Here is a 16,410-nt window from a genome sequence, read left to right as displayed (position 1 = left end):
CCGCTTGCCGGGCCCGCGACTGCGTAATACGCATCGATTATCGGAAGGGCTCGCGATGACCAAGGTATTAGTGATCGGCGGCGGCCCGGCGGGCTCGATCGCCGCCACGCTGCTGGCCCGCAACGGAATGGACGTGAGGCTGCTGGAACGCGAACGTTTCCCGCGTTACCACATCGGCGAGTCGGTGTCCCCGTCGTGCCGGACGATCATCGACTACGCCGGGGCGCACGACAAGGTCGAGGAACGCGGCTACCCGGTCAAGGAGGGCCTGCTGCTGCGCTGGGGCGCCGAACGCGACTGGACGGTGAACTGGGCGGCCACGTTCGGCCCCGACGTGCGCTCCTGGCAGGTCGACCGGGACGACTTCGACCAGGTGCTGCTGGACCACGCCGCCTCCCAGGGCGTCGAGGTGATCCAGCAGGCCAGGGTCCGGCGCGTGCTGTTCGAGGACGGCCGCGCGTGCGCCGCCGAGTGGGACCGCGGCGTCGAGCGCTTCGATCACCTGGTCGACGCCTCCGGACGCGCCGGGGTACTGTCGGCGCGGCACTTCCGTGACCGACGACCGCACGACGTCTTCAGGAACGTCGCGATCTGGGGCTACTACCAGGGCGGCGACCTGCTTCCGGACACGCCGGGCGGCGGCATCAACGTCATCTCCTCGCCGGAAGGGTGGTACTGGGTGATCCCGTTGCGCGGCGAGGTGTTCAGCGTCGGCTTCGTCACCCACCAGACGCGCTTCCTGGAGCGGCGTCCCCACTACGGGTCGCCGGAGGAGATGTTCCACGCGGTGGTGGCCGACTCGCCGACCGTGGCGGGGCTGGTCGGCAGGTTCACCGGCCCGGTCCGGATCGAGCAGGACTTCTCGTACGTGGCCGACTCCTTCTGCGGCCCCGGTTACCACATCGCCGGGGACGCCGCCTGCTTCCTCGACCCGCTGCTGTCGACCGGCGTGCACCTGGCCATGTACAGCGCCCTGCTGGCCGCGGCCTCGATCACCGCCACCGACCGCGGCGAGGTGAGCGAGCAGGAGGCCCAAGGGTTCTACGAGTCGCTCTACCGCAACGCCTACCAGCGGCTGCTGACCATGGTCTCCTCGGTCTACCGGCAGTACCGCGGCCGGGCCAGCTACTTCTGGCTGGCCCAGCACCTGGTCAGGGGTGAGAGGTCCGACCACGCGTTCGCCGCGATCACGGCCGGGCTGTCGGACCTGACCGACGCCACCACCGCCGGCGGCACCGCGCCGATGAGCGAGCTGGTGACCGCCGCCCACGACGCGGGGCTGCGCGCCCTGCGCAACGTCACGCCCGCCGGCAGCACCATGGCCCCCATGCGCATGGACGCCAACGACCTGTACGACGCCGCCACCGGCCTCTACCTGACCGCTCACCCCCGGCTCGGCATCAGCCGCTCACTGACGAGGACGCCTTGATGAAGTCACTGGTCCGCCTGCTCCTGCCGCTCGCCCTGCTCGCGGCCCTGCTCTCCCCCGGCCCGGCGACGGCCGCCCGGACGCCCTCCCCGGCGCTCAGCGGGCAGGCGCTCAGCGGGCAGGCATCCGTCGAGCAGGCACTCAGTGGGCAGGCACTCGTCGGGCAGGCGGAGGCCATGCGGCGGCTCTCGTTCATGATCGGGACCTGGGCGGGGCCGGGCTGGACCGTCACCCCGTCCGGGACGCGGCAGGAGTTCCTGCAGACCGAGCGGGTGCGCCGGCAGGCGGGCGACCTGGTGATCTCGGTCGAAGGGCAGGGCCGCGACAAGGCCGACCCGCGCACGATCGCGGACAGCGCCCTGGCCGTGATCAACTACAACGAGGCGACCGGCCAGTACCGGTGGGAGGCGTTCTCCCGCGGCTACGTCACCACGGTCGTGCCGGAGGTCGGCGACAACACTTTCCGGTGGAGCCTCCAGACGCCCGCCTACACCAGCCGCTACACGCTGACGTTCACCGCCACGACCTGGCACGAGATCGGCGAGACCACCGTGGACGGCGGGCAGACCTGGCACCAGAACTTCCAGATGGACCTGCGCCGGCTACGCTGACGCCCGCGCACACTTGTACAAATGTAACAGTCTGCAAAAATTCGGTTGCTTTGGGTGCATAGTCCCAGTTCAGGCGGGTAGCGCGACTCCATTGGCTCCTCGTCCTGGAGGAAACCGTGGACATCAATATTGGCCAAGGCCTGACGGACGCCTGGCGACAGGTGGCGACGTTCGTGCCCAGGCTGGTCGCGTTCCTGGTGATCCTGATCATCGGGTGGATCGTGGCGAAGGCGCTGCAGAAGCTCGTGGACAAGCTCCTCGACCGCGTGGGGTTCGAGCGGGCCGTGCAGCGCAGCGGCGTACAGCGGTGGCTCGAAAGCAGCCGGTACGACGCCAGCGGCCTGCTCGCCAAGCTCGTCTACTACGCGATCCTGCTGATCACCCTGCAGATCGCCTTCAGCGTCTTCGGGCCCAACCCGATCTCGGCGCTGCTCAACGGGGTGGTCGGCTGGCTGCCCAAGGCCGTGGTCGCCATCGTGATCATCGTGATCGCGGGCGCGATCGCCAGGGCCGTCAAGGATCTCGTCGACGGCGCGCTCGGCGGCCTGTCCTACGGGCGCTGGCTCGGCATCGCGGCGGCCGTCTTCATCTGGGCGCTGGGCATCATCGCCGCGCTCAACCAGATCGGCGTCGCCACGACCGTCACGACGCCGGTGCTCATCACCGTGCTCGCCACCATCGGCGCGATCCTGGCCATCGGGCTGGGCGGCGGGCTCGTCCGTCCGATGCAGCAACGCTGGGAGCGCTGGATCGGCCGGATCGAGGCGGAGGCGCCGCAGGCCAGGGCGCACGCCGAGGCGTACCAGCGGGGACGTGAGGACGCCCGCACGATGGCCCGGCCCGCCGAGCCGGCCCAGACCACGCCCGGCGCACCCGGCACGACCGGCACGACCGGCACCACCGGCACGACCGGCGGGGCGACCCGCGCGGACATCCCGCCCGGAACCTGAGCTCCGTGTGGCCGGGACGAGCGCCCGGTCACGCGGACCCACCAGGGCCGGCCCGCACCACCCGACCCCGCGGACCGGCCCCGCCCCCGTCTTGGGGGCGGTCAGGCGGGTTCGGCGAGGAAGCCCTGTTCGCGGGCGAGCCAGCAGACGGCCGTCAGCCGCAGCGCGGGTGCGTCGTGGTCGCCGCTGAAGATCCAGCCCAGGTGGCGCAGCTCGTCGAGGAAGCCCAGCAGGTAGTCGCCGAGGGTCTCGCGGTCGAGCGGGATCGCGTCACGCAGCAGGGCCGCGTGCTGATCCACGGCCGCGACCAGCGCCGGCTCGCTCTCCATCCTGGCGAGCTGGGCGTGGCCCAGCGTGTCCATCAACCACCGCAGGGGCGAACGCGCCCAGCCCTCCTCGAAAACCACGCGCCAACCTTAAGGCATCACCCGAGGTCAGACCGCCCGGGGGGGTGGTCGCACGGGCCGGACGGGTCAGTCGAAGGGCAGCCCGACGTAGTTCTCCGCCAGCGTGGTCGCCGCCGCCTCCGAGGAGGTGACGTAGTCCAGGTAGGAGGTCTGGAGCCGCCGCCCGTACGCGTCGTCCTCGTCGAAGGTGTGCAGCAGCGTCGTCATCCACCACGAGAAGTGCTGCGCCCGCCACACCCGCTTCAGGCACGCCCGCGAGTAGCCGTCCAGCAGTTCCGGCGAGCCGTGCTCGAAGAAGGCCGTCAACGCCTCGGTCAGCACCCGGACGTCGGCCACGGCCAGGTTCAGGCCCTTGGCGCCGGTCGGCGGCACGATGTGCGCGGCGTCCCCGGCCAGGTAGAGCCGCCCGTACTGCATGGGCTCGGTGACGAAGGAGCGCATCGGCGTGACGCCCTTCTCGATGATCTCGCCCGTGGTCAGCTCGAAGCCCGGGACGGTCTCCAGCCGGGCCTTCAGCTCGGCCCAGACGCGCTCGTCCGGCCACTGCGCCACGTCGGCGTCGGCCGGGACCTGCAGGTAGAAGCGGCTGACGGTGGGCGAGCGCATGCTGTGCAGGGCGAAGCCGCGCTCGGTCCTGGCGTAGATCAGCTCCTCCGACGAGGGCGCCACCTCGGCCAGGACGCCGAGCCACGCGAAGGGGTACTCCCGCTCGAACACCTCCAGGACCCCGTCCGGGACGCTGGGGCGGGAGACGCCGTGGAACCCGTCGCACCCGGCGATCACGTCGCAGTCGAGGCGCTCGCCGCCGAAGGTGAGGTACGGCTGCGACTCCGGCGAGTGCACCGCGACGTCCTCGACCTCGAACCGGACGTCGCCGCCCGCCGCCAGCCGGGCCGCGATCAGGTCCTTGACGACCTCCTGCTGGCCGTAGACGGTGATGGCCCGGCCGGGGACGAGCTTGTCGAAGGCGATGCGGTGGCCGGCGCCGCCGTACCGCAGCTCGATGCCGTGGTGGGGCAGGCCCTCGCGCAGCAGGCGCCCGCCCACGCCCGTCTCGACGAGCGTGTCCACGGTGCCCTGCTCCAGGACGCCCGCGCGCACCCGCCGCTCGACGTAGGCGCGGCTGCGCTTCTCCAGCACCACCGAGGAGATGCCGCGCAGGTGGAGCAGATGAGACAGCAGCAGGCCCGCGGGGCCCGCGCCGATGATCCCGACCTGAGTTCGCATGAGGGAAGTCTGCTGCCTTCAGGCCCCGGGAGCCGAGTAGCCTCTTCCACTGAGTGGAAGAACTGTGCAGGAGTGTGGTCATGTCCGGAGGAGCCCGGCAGCCGGGGCAGACGGTGACGTCCAAGGTGCTGGCGATCCTGGGGGCGTTCGACGCGGCCCATCCGCAGCTCACGCTGACCGACCTGGCCAGGCGGAGCGGGGTGCCGCTGAGCACGGCCCACCGGCTGGTGGCCGAGCTGGAACGGTGGCAGGCGCTCAGCCGCTCCCCCGACGGGCGGCTGCGGGTGGGGCTGCGGCTGTGGGAGCTCGGCCAGCTCGCCCCCGGCAGCCTCCAGGGCCGCGCGCACCCCTGGCTCCAGGAGCTGTTCGCCACCACCGGCGAGAACGTGCACCTCGCCGTCCGCGACGGCCTGGAGGTCCTGTACGTCGACAAGGTGTACGGCAGGCGGGCCGTGCCCATCGTCTCGCGCACCGGCGGGCGGCTGCCGATGCACCCGACGGGCGTGGGCAAGGCGCTGCTGGCCTTCGAGCCGGAGTGGTTCGTGCAGGCGTACCTGGCCCGTGCCCTCGAACGGCCCACGCCGCACACCGTCACCGAGCCCGGCCGCCTGGCCAGGGAGCTGGCGGCGGTGCGGGCGCAGGGCTACGCGCTGACGCACGAGGAGATGACGCTCGGCTCGTGCTCGGCGGCGGCGCCGGTCGTGGTGGACGGGCGGGCGGTGGCCGCCGTGGGGATCGTGCTCGCCTCGCGGCGCTCCCGCGAGCTGCCCCGGCTGGTGGACCCCCTCCTGGAGACCGCCGCCCGGATCGCCCACGCCCACCAGACCCCCTGACCGGCCGGCCCGCCCGGGTCGCCCCACCCCTGACCGGCCGGATCCGCACGCGAGCGGCCTCTCAAGGCAGGGGTCCCAGGTGTCCCGAGGTGGGGCGGTGTCCGGAGGTGGGGGATCAGTCGGTGAATCTCTGGATGCGGTCCTTGAACAGGGTGGTCGCGATGGCCGCCTTGTGCGGCTGGCCCTTCAGGAACGCCTGGGCGAAGCTCTTGGCCTGGTCGTAGGAGACCTTGCCGGGCATGGGCGGCTCGTTCGGGTTGACGTCCACGTCCACCAGGGCCGGGCCGTCGTGGGCGAGCGCCTGCCTGATCGCCGCGGCCACGTCCCCGGACTTGGTGACCTTGGCGCCGAACCCGCCGCACGCCCTGGCCCACACCGAGTAGTCGGCCTCGGGCTGGGCGAAGCGCACGCCGTGCTCGGGGTAGCCGAGGACCATCTGCTCCCACAGGATCTGGCCGAGGGAGTTGTTGTTGTTGATGACGACCTTGACCGGCAGCCGGTGCTGGGCGGCGGTCAGGAACTCGGCCATCAGCATCGCGAACCCGCCGTCGCCGACGTAGGCGATGACCTGGCGGCCGGGGAAGGCGTGCTGCATGGCGATGGCGTACGGCAGGCCCGGGGCCATCGTGGCCAGCGTGCCCGACAGGTAGAACTCGCGCCCGCCGCGGATCGTCCAGTGGCGGGCGGCCCAGGTGGCGATCGTGCCGCTGTCGCAGGTGAGGATGGCGTCGTCGGAGGCCAGGTCGTCCAGGACGGCCATGGCGTACTGGGGGGCGATCGGGTCCCTGTCGGGGTTCTCCAGGGCGTCCATGTCGGAGCGCCACTTGGCCATGAGCTTCTGGTACTTCGCCAGGTGGCCGTTGCCGTTCCCACGGTTGAGCAGCGGCAGCAGCTCCCGCAGTCCCTCCTTGGCGTCGCACACCACGGGCACGTCGGTCGGCACCCGCGCCCCCGCCCTGGTCGGCTCGGCCTCGAACTGCACCACCCGCGCCTTGCCCGGCTCGGGGAGGAACTTCGAGTACGGGAAGTTCGTGCCGATCATGAACAGCACGTCGGCCTCGTCCATCAGCTCCTCGCTCGGCCTCGTGCCGAGCAGCCCGATCCCGCCCGTCGTGTACGGCGAGTCGTCCGGGACGACCGCCTTGCCGGGCAGCGTCTTGACCACCGGCGCGCCCAGCGCCTCGGCCACGGCCAGCACCTCGTCCCGGGCGTGCAGCGCGCCCTGCCCGGCCAGGATGGCGGGCCGTTCGGCGGCGTTGAGCACCTCGGCGGCCCGAGCCAGGTCCTCCTGGCGCGGCAGCCCCGGGGGCCGCAGGTAGATCGGCGCGGTCTCCGGCGCCCGCACCGGCGCGACCGTCCGGTACGGGTCCTCCCCCGCGTCGGCCACCTGGATGTCGTTGGGCAGCGTGAGATGGGCGACGCCGCGCCGCGCGTAGGCCGTCCGGACGGCCAGGTCCACCAGCGAGGGCAGCTGGGCCGGGTTGGTGATCATCATGTTGTACTCGGCCACGTCGGCGAACAGCTTGTCGAGGTGGACCTCCTGCTGGTAGCCGGTGCCGAGCACGGCGGTCTCCTGCATGCCGGTGATGGCCAGCACGGGGACGTGGTCGAGCTTGGCGTCGTAGAGACCGTTGAGCAGGTGGATGCCGCCGGGGCCGGAGGTGGCCAGGCACACGCCGATCCGTCCCGTGGCCTTGGCGTAGCCGGTGGCCATGAAGGCGGCGGCCTCCTCGTGGTGCACCAGCACGAACCGCACCCGGTCACGATGACGGCGCAGCCCCTCCATGATGCCGTTGATACCGTCGCCCGGCAGGCCGAAGACGGTGTCCACGCCCCACTCGGCGAGCCGTTCGATCAGGGATTCGGATGCGATACGAGCCATATTGGCGGCTCTACCCCGCACCGCCGTCCACAGACCTCGTCACGAAAATCATTGTCATCTCTGGGGATTCGCGGGTATGGACCCGGCATGCGCATTCTGGTCACAGGAGCCACCGGCACCCTCGGCAGGGCACTGGTGCCCGTCCTGCTCAAGGCGGGTCATCGCGTACGGGCGCTCAGCCGTACCCGGCACGAGAGCCGCGGGGGCGTGGAGTGGGCTTGGGGCGATCTGGCCTCGGGCAAGGGCGTCGCGGAGGCCGTACGGCAGATCGAGGCCGTCGCGCACCTGGCCACCGGCGGCCGGCAGGGAGGCGCCCAGGTGGACCTGGCCGGCACCCGCACGCTGACCGCGGCGGCCCGCTCGGCCGGAGCCTCGCACCTGCTGCTGCCCTCGGTCGCCGGCGCGGACCGCGCGCCCGGCCACCGGCACAAGCTGGAGGCCGAACGGCTGGTCAAGGAGAGCGGCATGGCCTGGACGGTCGTCCGCGCCACCCCGTTCCACCAGTCGGTCGACCGGCTGCTGCGCGACCTGGCCACGCTGCCCGTGCTGCCCATGGACCGCTCGCTGCTCTGGCAGCCGGTGCACGTGAACGACGTCGCCGGCCGCCTGGCCGCGCTGCTGGCCGGCGGCCCCGCCTGCGCGGTCCTGGAGTACGGCGGCCCGCAGGTCCTCGGCACCGAGGAGCTGGCCAGAACCTGGCTCGACGCCCGTCACCTGCGCCGCCTGTGCCTGCCGGTGCGCATCCCGGGCAAGCTGGCCGCCGCGCAGCGCGCGGGCGCGTTCACCACCGAGGCCGATCCCAAGGGCCGGATCACCTGGCACGACTACCTGTTCCCGCCGCCGCCCACGCCCTCGGACGACTTCGCCGAGGAGCACACCGCCTCGCCGACCAGCCCGGCCACCCAGCCCGAACACGACCCGTCCCGGCACGTCTACGGCGGCGACGAGGGCTACCAGCGGCCGACCCGCGGCTGAGACCGGTTACCGATTCGTTAGGCACCCCCCTCTTGCTGGGCTTTCTCCGCCGTCGGTACGGTCACTGAACAACTTGTTCAGCCTGACCGATCGAGGGGTTCGATGACGGACCTGGGCACCCGCATCCGGGCCTACCGCGGCATGCGCGGCATGACCGTGCGCGCGCTGGCCGGCGAGGCCAAGGCGAGCCCGAGCTTCATCAGCCAGCTCGAACGCGGCCAGACCAGCGCGAGCATCGGCATGCTGCGCAGGATCGCCTCGGCGCTCGGCATCACCGTGGCCGACCTGTTCAACGAGGACGACGAGCCCGCCCACCGCGTGGTGCGCCGCGCCGAGCGTCCCGAGCTGGCCACCGGGCCGGGCACCCGCAAGTTCCTGATCTCCCAGCGCCCGCTGCGCACCCTGGAGATGTACGCCGGGGAGTTCGAGCCGGGCGCCTCCACCGGCGACGAGCCGTACACGCACGGCGACTCGCAGGAGATCTTCCTCGTGCTGCGCGGCAACCTCACGCTCTGGCTGGGCCCCGCCGGGTCCGCCGCCGCGCACCCGATGGGGCCCGGCGACAGCGTGGAGTACCGCACGTCGGTCCCGCACCGGGTGGTCAACGACGGCGACGAGACCGCCGAGGTGCTCTGGGTGATCAGCCCGCCCACCCCGTCCGCCGGGGACAAAGCGGACGGGGAAACAGCGGAGGGGCAAGCAGCAGCCGTGGAGGCAGAACAGTCATGACAGGCATCCCGCTCACCGACGACTTCGCCAACGGGGGCGTCTCGTTCTGGTACCGGCAGATCGGCCTGCCCGCCAGGCGGCCGTCGCTGCCCGGCTCCCGCGAGTACGACGTGGCGATCGTCGGCGGCGGCTACACCGGTCTGTGGACGGCGTACTACCTGAAGAAGGCCCAGCCCGACCTGCGGATCGCGATCCTGGAGAAGGAGTTCGCCGGGTTCGGGGCGTCCGGGCGCAACGGCGGCTGGCTGTCGGCCGAGTTCGCCGGCTCACGCGAGCGGCACGCCGAGGCGCGCGGCCGGCAGGCCATGATCGACCTCCAGCACGCCATGTTCCGCGCGGTGGACGAGGTCATCGACGTCACCCGCGCCGAGGGCATCGACGCCGACGTGCACAAGGGCGGTCTCGTGCACGTGGCCACCAACCCGGCCCAGCGGCGACGGCTCCGCGAGGAGGTCGCCGACCTGCGCTCCTGGGGGTACGGCGAGGACGACATGCGCCTGATGGACCGCGACGAGCAGCGCGAACGCCTCCAGGTGGCGGGCACGCTGGAGGCCGCCTACTCGCCGCACTGCGCCCGCGTGCAGCCGGCCAAGCTCGCCGTCGGGCTGGCCACGGCCGTCGCGGCGCTGGGCGTGGACATCTTCGAGGGCACGACGGTGACCGAGATCCGGCCGCGCGTGGGCGGCGGCAAGGCGACCGCGCACACGCCGCTCGGCATCGTCTCGGCCGACTACGTCATCCGCGCCACCGAGGGCTTCACCGCGTCCCTGGCCGGGCAGCACCGGCAGTGGCTGCCGATGAACAGCTCCATGATCGTCACCGAGCCGCTGCCCGCCGAGGTGTGGAAGCACATCGGCTGGGCCGGGCACGAGCTGCTCGGCGACCAGGCCCACGCCTACGTCTACGCCCAGCGCACGGCCGACGACCGGATCGCGATCGGCGGGCGGGGGGTGCCGTACCGGTTCGGGTCGCATACCGACCGCCGGGGGGCCACCCAGGCGCGGACGGTGGCGCTGCTGTGGCGGATGCTGGTGAAGCTCTTCCCCGCGGCGGCCGACGCGCGGGTGCAGCACTCGTGGTGCGGGGTGCTCGGCGTGCCGCGCGACTGGTGCTCGACCGTGCACCTCGACCACGCGAGCGGGCTCGGCTGGGCCGGCGGGTACGTCGGCAGCGGCGTGACCACCACGAACCTGGCCGGGCGCACGCTGCGCGACCTGGTGCTGCGGCGGGACACCGAGCTGACGGCGCTGCCATGGGTGGGCCGGCAGGTGCGGCAGTGGGAGCCGGAGCCGCTGCGGTGGGCGGGCGTGCAGCTCATCTACACGCTGTTCCGGGCCGCCGACCGCCACGAGAACGACCGCGGCACCGGCACCTCGCTGTACGCCCGCCTCGGCAACCTCGTCTCCGGCCGCTGACCCGCCCTCCCCGTCTCCGGCCGCTGACCCGCCCCCTCGGCCTTCCGGGGCGCTACCTCCCTCAGCGCCCTGGTTCCCGGCCGCCGATCCGCCCCCCTGATCGGCGGCCCTGGCCGGCGGCCCCTGACCGGGCGCCCTGCCGCGCCCGGTCAGGGGCCGCCGGCGCCCTGCCAGGGGTCGTAGTCGACCTCCAGCGGCTCCTGCGCCGGCCGCTCCTCCTCCGGCACGTGCTGGAGGTTGACCCGGATCCGGTACCAGACGCTGCTGCGCCCGCGCATGCCGTCGACCAGCACGTCGGCGGCCTCCAGCAGGGCCGCGACCTCGGGGTGGCGGGCCTTCCAGCGGTCGAGCCCCGCCAGCGCCTCCTCCTTGTGCTGGGCCCTGGCGATCTCGATGACCGGCATGGTCTGCTGCCTGCGCCCGCTGCCCTTGGGCGGCTTGGGCGCGGGCCCGAGCTCCTCGGCCAGCTCCAGCAGCCCGTCGAGCGACCCGGCGTGCAGATCCATGTCCTCCCACGGGTCGCCGAGCTCGGCCAGCCGCTTGGGCACGCTGTCGACCGTGAACGTCTCGGGCCGGCAACCGGGCACCTCGTCCCAGGTCAGCGGCGTGGACACGCGGGCGTCGGGCACCGCGCGCACCGAGTACGCCGAGGCGACCGTGCGGTCGTAGGCGTTCTGGTTGAAGTCGACGAACACGCCGTGGCGCTCCTCCTTCCACCACCTGCTGGTCGCCAGGTCGGGGGCCCGCCGCTCGACCTCGCGGGCCACGGTCTCGGCCGCCTTGCGCACCTTCGCGAACGGCCACCGCCGCTCGATCCGGGCGTAGACGTGGAACCCGCGCGACCCGGACGTCTTGGGCCAGGCGACCAGCCCGTGGTCGGCCAGCACCTCCCGCGCCACCTGCGCGGTGGCCAGCACGTCGGCCCAGGCGACGCCGGGCACGGGATCGAGATCGATGCGCAGCTCGTCGGGCCTGGCCAGGTCGTCGGCGCGCACCGGGTGGGGGTTGAGGTCGACGCACCCCAGGTTGATCACCCAGAGCAACTGTGCCAGATCGGTGCAGACCACCTCTTCCGCGCTCAGCCCGGACCGGTAGCGCAGCTCGGCCACCTCGATCCAGTCGGGCCGCTTGGCGGGAGCCCGTTTCTGGAAGAACGCCTCCTGCTCGATGCCGTGGACGAACCGCTTGAGCACCATCGGCCGCCCGTGCACGCCGCGCAGCGCCGCCTCGCCCACCGCCTGGTAGAACCGGATCAGGTCGAGCTTGGTGTGGCCCGACTGCGGGAAGACCACCTTGTCGGGGCTGGTGATGCGGACGGAACGCCCCGCGACCTCGATGTCAGGCATGAGATCACAGTACGCGGCGGGTCCGACAGTCAGCCGGGACGCCACCCCCGGCTGCGCGCCTCCCAGTACGTCAGCCCGAGCCGCCGGTGCAGCGCGACCGCCGCCTCGTTGTGCTCGCGCGCCTCCCGGTCGCGGCCGAGCCGCCCGGCCAGCTCGGCCAGCACGTCGTGCACCGAGCCCCAGGCGGCGCTGCCCATCCCCATGACGATGAGCTGGCCGGAAATGGGCAGCAGCCGTTCGTACAGGTCGGCCGGGTCGGGCGTGCCGAGCCGGGCGGCCACCAGCCCCCAGACCGGGTGGAGGAAGTCCGCCGACCAGTCCTCGCGCAGCTCCACACCCCACCGGCCGATCAGCTCCCTGGCGAGCTCGGGCCGCCCTGCCTCCAGCGCCGCGAGGACGGCGAGCGGGCGCACCGGGCTCATCAGCGGCCGCTCCCCCGCCGCCACCAGCTCCTCCAGCAGCTCCGCGCCCCGGTCCTGGCCGCGCCGGCAGGTGTAGAGGGCGGCCAGGCGGCGCGCCTCGATCCCCCACAGGCTGCCGCCGTACGTGAGGCCGGGGAAGCGGCCGAGCAGGGCTTCGGCCTCGTCCCAGCGGGCGTGCAGGGTGTGCGCGGCGGTCTGCGAGACGCGGACCATCGCCTCCAGCTCGGGCCTGGCCACCTCGTGCAGGAGCTGCTCGCAGCGGTCCAGGTCCCTGGCCCACTCGGCCAGGTCGCCCGCGCGCAGCAGGCACGACATGCGCAGGACGCGTCCCACCAGCCGGGCCTCCCTGGGCAGGCCGGGAATGGCGAGCATCTCCTCGGCCGCCTTGAGCCGCACGTCGTTGCGGCCCGGGACGAACCCGGCGATCAGGTAGTTGTTCAGCGCCGTGGCCAGCAGCATCGGGTCGTCCAGGCCGCGGGCCAGCTCGACGGCCTCCAGCGCCAGCCGTTCGCCCTCGGCGCGGCGCGGGCCGTAGTGCAGCTCGATGCCGAGCGTGCCCAGCAGCGCCGCCCTGGACGCCGGGTCGAGGCCGCCGGCCAGCAGGTCCTCCAGCACCGTGACCATCGCCTCGTCCACGACGCCGTACGGCCGCCAGTTCCACACCGACAGGCCGCCGAACACCGAGACGGCGGCCACCAGCGCGTCCTTGTCGCCGAGCCGCTGGGCCTGGGCGACGGCCTCGTCCAGGTCGCGGCGGGCGCCGGCGGCGTCGCCCAGGGTGCGGCGGGCCCGGCCCAGCTCGACGAGCAGCCGGCAGCGCCGCGGCGAGTCGCCGGGCGGGAGGTGGGCCAGCGCCAGCTCCCACAGCTCGACGGCCTCCTGGTAGCCGTGCCGGGCGGCGGCCTGGGCCGCGGCCTCGGTGGCGTGCTCGACGGCCTTGGCCGCCCCGCCCAGCCTGGCCGCCGCGGCGAAGTGGCCGGCCAGCAGCGCCGGGTCGGCGCCGGGCACGCCCTCCAGGGAGCGGCCGGCGCGCAGGTGCAGCCGGGCGCGGGCCAAGGTGGTCAGGCCGGCGTCGAGGGCCTGGCGGACGAGGGCGTGCGAGAAGCGGTAGTCGGCGGCCTCGGTCAGCAGCCCGGCGGCCAGGGCGGGCTCCAGGCCCGTCATGACGTCCTCCACCGGCTGCTCCACGAGCGCGGCCAGCAGATCGACCGAGACCTCGCGGCCCGCGACGGCGGCGGCCCTGAGCAGGTCCCGCGTCGGCCCGGGCAGCCTGGCCAGCCTGCGGTCGATCACGTCGGCCGCGCCGGGCGGGACGAGGTGGCGTTCGCGTTCGGGCAGGCGCAGCAGCTCGGCGAGGTAGAACGGGTTGCCGCCGGAGCGGTCGAGCAGCTCCCCGGGGTCGGCGCTCACCTCGCGCAGGCGCAGGAAGTCGCGCACCCCCTCGGCGTCGAACGGCGCGAGCGGCAGCCTGCGGCCCTCCCTGGACAGCGTGCCCATCGTCTCGCGGAGCTGGGCCGGCTGGTCGGCAGGCTCGGGCCGGAGCGTGGCGATGATCAGGGCGGACGTGCTCGCCAGCTCGCCCGCGACGTGGCCGAGCAGCTTCAGCGACGAGGCGTCGGCCCAGTGCAGGTCCTCCAGCACCAGCAGGAGCGGGCCGCCGCGCAGCGAGGCGAGCACGGCGTCGTAGAGGTCGAACAGCTCGGCGTGCGGGGACGGCGGGATCATGCCCGCCCGCGCCCACGGCCAGAACGCCGGGGCCCTGGGGTCGTCCAGGCATCTGCCCCACTCCACCCGGAACCCGCGGGCGGCGGCCAGGTCGGCGGCGGCCCTGACCAGGCTGGTCTTGCCGATGCCCGCCTCGCCGGTGACCAGCGCCAGGCCGCCGTGCCCGGCCCTGGCGCCGCCCAGCAGCTCTTCCAGCGTCCGCAGCTCCGCCTCCCGTCCGACCAGGCGCTCTCCCGCCGCCCGTCCGCCCGCCGCGGCACTCGGTGCCGGTGGGGCCTTCGCGTCGTCCGCGTCCGGTCGCCGGGGCGGTTCAGCGGCGGTCGTCCCGCCGGGGGCGTCCAGGGCCGGGGACTGGTCGAAGACGGCCTGCTCCAGGCGTTTCAGCTCCGGGCCCGGCTCGATGCCCAGCTGTCCGGCCAGCAGCCCGCGCACCCGGCGCAGCGCGGCCAGCGCGTCGGCCTGCCGGCCCGCCCGGTAGAGCCCGAGCACCAGCAGCCGCCAGGCCCGCTCCCGGTACGGATACGCCTCGGTCAGCGCCTCCAGGTCGGGCACGGTGGCCTCCCCCAGCTCCAGCCGGGCTTCGAGCAGGTCCTCCTCGGCCGCCAGCCGCAGTTGCCCCAGCCGGGCCGGCACGTCGGGCGCCAGCCCGGGGAACTCGGCCAGCGGCTCGCCGCGCCACAGCCCGAGCGCCCGGTCCAGCACCCGCGCCGCCTCGCCGTGCCGCCCCTGCCGCACCAGCCGGGCGCCGTCGGCCGCCCAGGTGGCGAAGCGGGCGACGTCCGTCTGGCCGGGCGCGATGTCGAGCAGGTAGCCGGGCTCGCGGGTGAGCAGCACTTGAGGCGGCGTGCGCGGCTTGCGTCCGGGTTCGAGCACCCGTCGCAGGTGCGACACGTACGCCTGGAGCGTGGCGGTGGCCCTGGCCGGGGCCTCCCCCGCCCACAGCTCCTCGATCAGCCGGTCCAGCGGCACGATCCGGCCCGGCTCCAGCGCCAGCATGGCCAGCACCGCCCGCTGCTTCCTGGTGCCGAGGTCGAGGCGGGCGCCGTCGTCGTCGTCCACCTCAAGCGGACCGAACAGTCTGAACTCCACAGGGCTCAAGTCAACCCCAATTCCCACGCAAGTGGGACCAAGCATCATCGATCACATGAACGAACTGAGGAACATGACGACCGGCCCCGTTCTCCTTCCCGGCGACGACGGCTTCGACCAGGCGCGCCGTCCCTGGAACCTGGCGGTCGAGCAGCCGGTGCGCGCGGTGGTCGAGGCCGCCGACGCCGACGACGTGGCCGCCGTGATCGGCTACGCCCGCCTGCACGGCCTGGCGGTGACCGCGCAGCCGGGCGGCCACGGCGCGTCGGGCGACACCGAGGGGACGATCCTGCTGCGTACCGGCCGTCTGGGCGGAGTGGCGATCCGCGACGGGGTGGCGCGCGTCGGCGCGGGCGTGAAGTGGGGCGAGGTGCTGGACGCCGCGAGCCCGCTCGGGCTGACCGGCCTGGCGGGCAGCTCGCCGGTGGTGAGCGTGACCGGTTACACCCTGGGCGGCGGTCTGAGCTGGTTCAGCCGCAAGCACGGCTTCGCCGCCGACAGCGTGCGCGCCTTCGAGGCCGTGGACGCCGACGGCGGCCGGATCACGGTCACCGCCGAGAGCGACCCCGAGCTGTTCTGGGCCCTGCGCGGCGGCGGTGGCGACTTCGCGATCGTGACGGCCATGGAGTTCGACCTGCACCCCGCGCCCTTCCTGTACGGCGGCCGGATCATGTGGCCGGCCGCCCGCGCCGAGCAGGTCATGGCGGCCTTCCGCGAGGTCACCGCCGACGCGCCCGAGGAGCTGTCGGTGTGGTTCCAGCTCCTCACGCCGCCCGGCGCCCCCGGCTTCGTCATGGTCGAGTGCACCTACCTCGGGGCCGACCCCGGGACGCTGCTGCGGCCGCTGGAGGCCGTGGGCGGGGCGATCGCCGACACCAGGCGGGTGCTGCCGGTGGCCGAACTGGCCTCGATCTGCGACGAACCGGTCGACCCGAGCCCCGGCATGGGCCACACCGAGCTGCTGACCAGGCTGGACGACGAGGTCGCCGGCGTGCTGACCGGGGAGCCGATCGAGCCGCTGCTGGCGGTTCAGGTCCGGCACCTGGGCGGGGCGGTGGCCAGGCCGGTCGAGGGCGGCGGCGCGGTGGAGCGGCTGCCGGAGCCGTACCTCGTGCACGCGCTGGGCCTGCCGTCGCCGGAGGTGTCGGAGCGCATCGAGCGGCTCGGCAAGGTGCTGGTGCCGTTCAGCAGCGGGCGGCGGCCGTTCACGATGCTGCACGGTGGGGAGCAGGCGGCGGCGGCGTTCTCGCCCGAGACGCTGGCCCGGCTGCGCGACCTCAAGCGCGCCCGCGACCCGCTCAGCGTCATCCGGTCCAACTTCCCTGTGCTCGGCTGACCGGGCCCGATGGGCCCGGGAGCCGCGGGCGGCG

At 73.6% G+C, this 16,410-nt stretch carries 13 protein-coding genes; 8 read left to right on the top strand and 5 right to left on the bottom strand.

Going from position 1 to position 16,410, the window contains the following annotated elements; genetic code table 11:
* Positions 1-55 precede the first annotated feature (55 nt).
* The 3 genes from ACIA8R_RS07000 (at position 56) to ACIA8R_RS06990 (ending at position 2,990) form a co-directional block, all read left to right on the top strand.
* Positions 56-1,429 carry an NAD(P)/FAD-dependent oxidoreductase gene (locus ACIA8R_RS07000; protein ID WP_357706743.1) on the top strand — a complete coding sequence of 458 codons (1,374 nt, stop codon included), beginning with the start codon at positions 56-58 and terminating at the stop codon, positions 1,427-1,429.
* Positions 1,429-2,040 (top strand): hypothetical protein, encoded by a 612-nt coding sequence (locus tag ACIA8R_RS06995; protein ID WP_397037036.1) that lies wholly within the window; start codon positions 1,429-1,431, stop codon positions 2,038-2,040. The genes ACIA8R_RS07000 and ACIA8R_RS06995 overlap by 1 nt, the downstream gene beginning before the upstream one ends.
* A gap of 122 nt (positions 2,041-2,162) precedes the next feature.
* On the top strand, positions 2,163-2,990 hold the full coding sequence (locus ACIA8R_RS06990) for a hypothetical protein (RefSeq protein WP_397037336.1): 828 nt from the start codon (positions 2,163-2,165) through the stop codon (positions 2,988-2,990).
* A 101-nt stretch (positions 2,991-3,091) separates the two neighbouring features.
* Here the strand turns inward: ACIA8R_RS06990 and ACIA8R_RS06985 are convergent, their stop codons facing one another.
* Complete coding sequence (locus ACIA8R_RS06985; RefSeq protein ID WP_357706747.1) at positions 3,092-3,397, bottom strand: DUF6401 family natural product biosynthesis protein; 306 nt, start codon at positions 3,395-3,397, stop codon at positions 3,092-3,094.
* Positions 3,398-3,463: 66 nt separating this feature from the next.
* Positions 3,464-4,624, bottom strand: coding sequence for a 4-hydroxybenzoate 3-monooxygenase (locus ACIA8R_RS06980; RefSeq protein ID WP_397037034.1), 1,161 nt, complete (start codon positions 4,622-4,624; stop codon positions 3,464-3,466).
* A gap of 80 nt (positions 4,625-4,704) precedes the next feature.
* Here ACIA8R_RS06980 and ACIA8R_RS06975 point away from each other — a divergent pair, with 80 nt between their 5' ends.
* On the top strand, positions 4,705-5,457 hold the full coding sequence (locus tag ACIA8R_RS06975) for an IclR family transcriptional regulator (RefSeq protein WP_357706750.1): 753 nt from the start codon (positions 4,705-4,707) through the stop codon (positions 5,455-5,457).
* 115 nt (positions 5,458-5,572) lie between these two features.
* Here the strand turns inward: ACIA8R_RS06975 and ACIA8R_RS06970 are convergent, their stop codons facing one another.
* Positions 5,573-7,339 carry a thiamine pyrophosphate-dependent enzyme gene (locus ACIA8R_RS06970; protein ID WP_364096221.1) on the bottom strand — a complete coding sequence of 589 codons (1,767 nt, stop codon included), beginning with the start codon at positions 7,337-7,339 and terminating at the stop codon, positions 5,573-5,575.
* An 87-nt stretch (positions 7,340-7,426) separates the two neighbouring features.
* Here ACIA8R_RS06970 and ACIA8R_RS06965 point away from each other — a divergent pair, with 87 nt between their 5' ends.
* The 3 genes from ACIA8R_RS06965 (at position 7,427) to ACIA8R_RS06955 (ending at position 10,458) form a co-directional block, all read left to right on the top strand.
* Complete coding sequence (locus ACIA8R_RS06965; protein ID WP_397037031.1) at positions 7,427-8,314, top strand: SDR family oxidoreductase; 888 nt, start codon at positions 7,427-7,429, stop codon at positions 8,312-8,314.
* A 102-nt stretch (positions 8,315-8,416) separates the two neighbouring features.
* Positions 8,417-9,043, top strand: a complete 627-nt coding sequence (locus ACIA8R_RS06960) for a cupin domain-containing protein (RefSeq protein WP_357706755.1) — start codon at positions 8,417-8,419, stop codon at positions 9,041-9,043.
* Positions 9,040-10,458, top strand: a complete 1,419-nt coding sequence (locus ACIA8R_RS06955) for an NAD(P)/FAD-dependent oxidoreductase (protein ID WP_397037028.1) — start codon at positions 9,040-9,042, stop codon at positions 10,456-10,458. The genes ACIA8R_RS06960 and ACIA8R_RS06955 overlap by 4 nt, the downstream gene beginning before the upstream one ends.
* A gap of 149 nt (positions 10,459-10,607) precedes the next feature.
* Here ACIA8R_RS06955 and ligD read toward each other — a convergent pair whose 3' ends face one another.
* Positions 10,608-11,804 (bottom strand): non-homologous end-joining DNA ligase, encoded by a 1,197-nt coding sequence (gene ligD, locus ACIA8R_RS06950; RefSeq protein ID WP_397037026.1) that lies wholly within the window; start codon positions 11,802-11,804, stop codon positions 10,608-10,610.
* Between the two features lie 29 nt (positions 11,805-11,833).
* A complete protein-coding gene (locus tag ACIA8R_RS06945; RefSeq protein WP_397037024.1) occupies positions 11,834-15,040 on the bottom strand; it encodes a BTAD domain-containing putative transcriptional regulator in 3,207 nt (1,068 codons plus the stop codon).
* Between the two features lie 55 nt (positions 15,041-15,095).
* Between ACIA8R_RS06945 and ACIA8R_RS06940 the strand changes: the two genes are divergently transcribed.
* Complete coding sequence (locus ACIA8R_RS06940; protein ID WP_397037022.1) at positions 15,096-16,376, top strand: FAD-binding oxidoreductase; 1,281 nt, start codon at positions 15,096-15,098, stop codon at positions 16,374-16,376.
* Positions 16,377-16,410: the final 34 nt, after the last annotated feature.

The sequence above is a fragment of the Nonomuraea sp. NPDC051191 genome, assembly GCF_044455665.1.
Classification (GTDB): Bacteria; Actinomycetota; Actinomycetes; order Streptosporangiales; family Streptosporangiaceae; genus Nonomuraea.
Note: the sequence above shows the minus strand (reverse complement) of the source record. Positions and strands in the feature narration are given on the sequence as shown.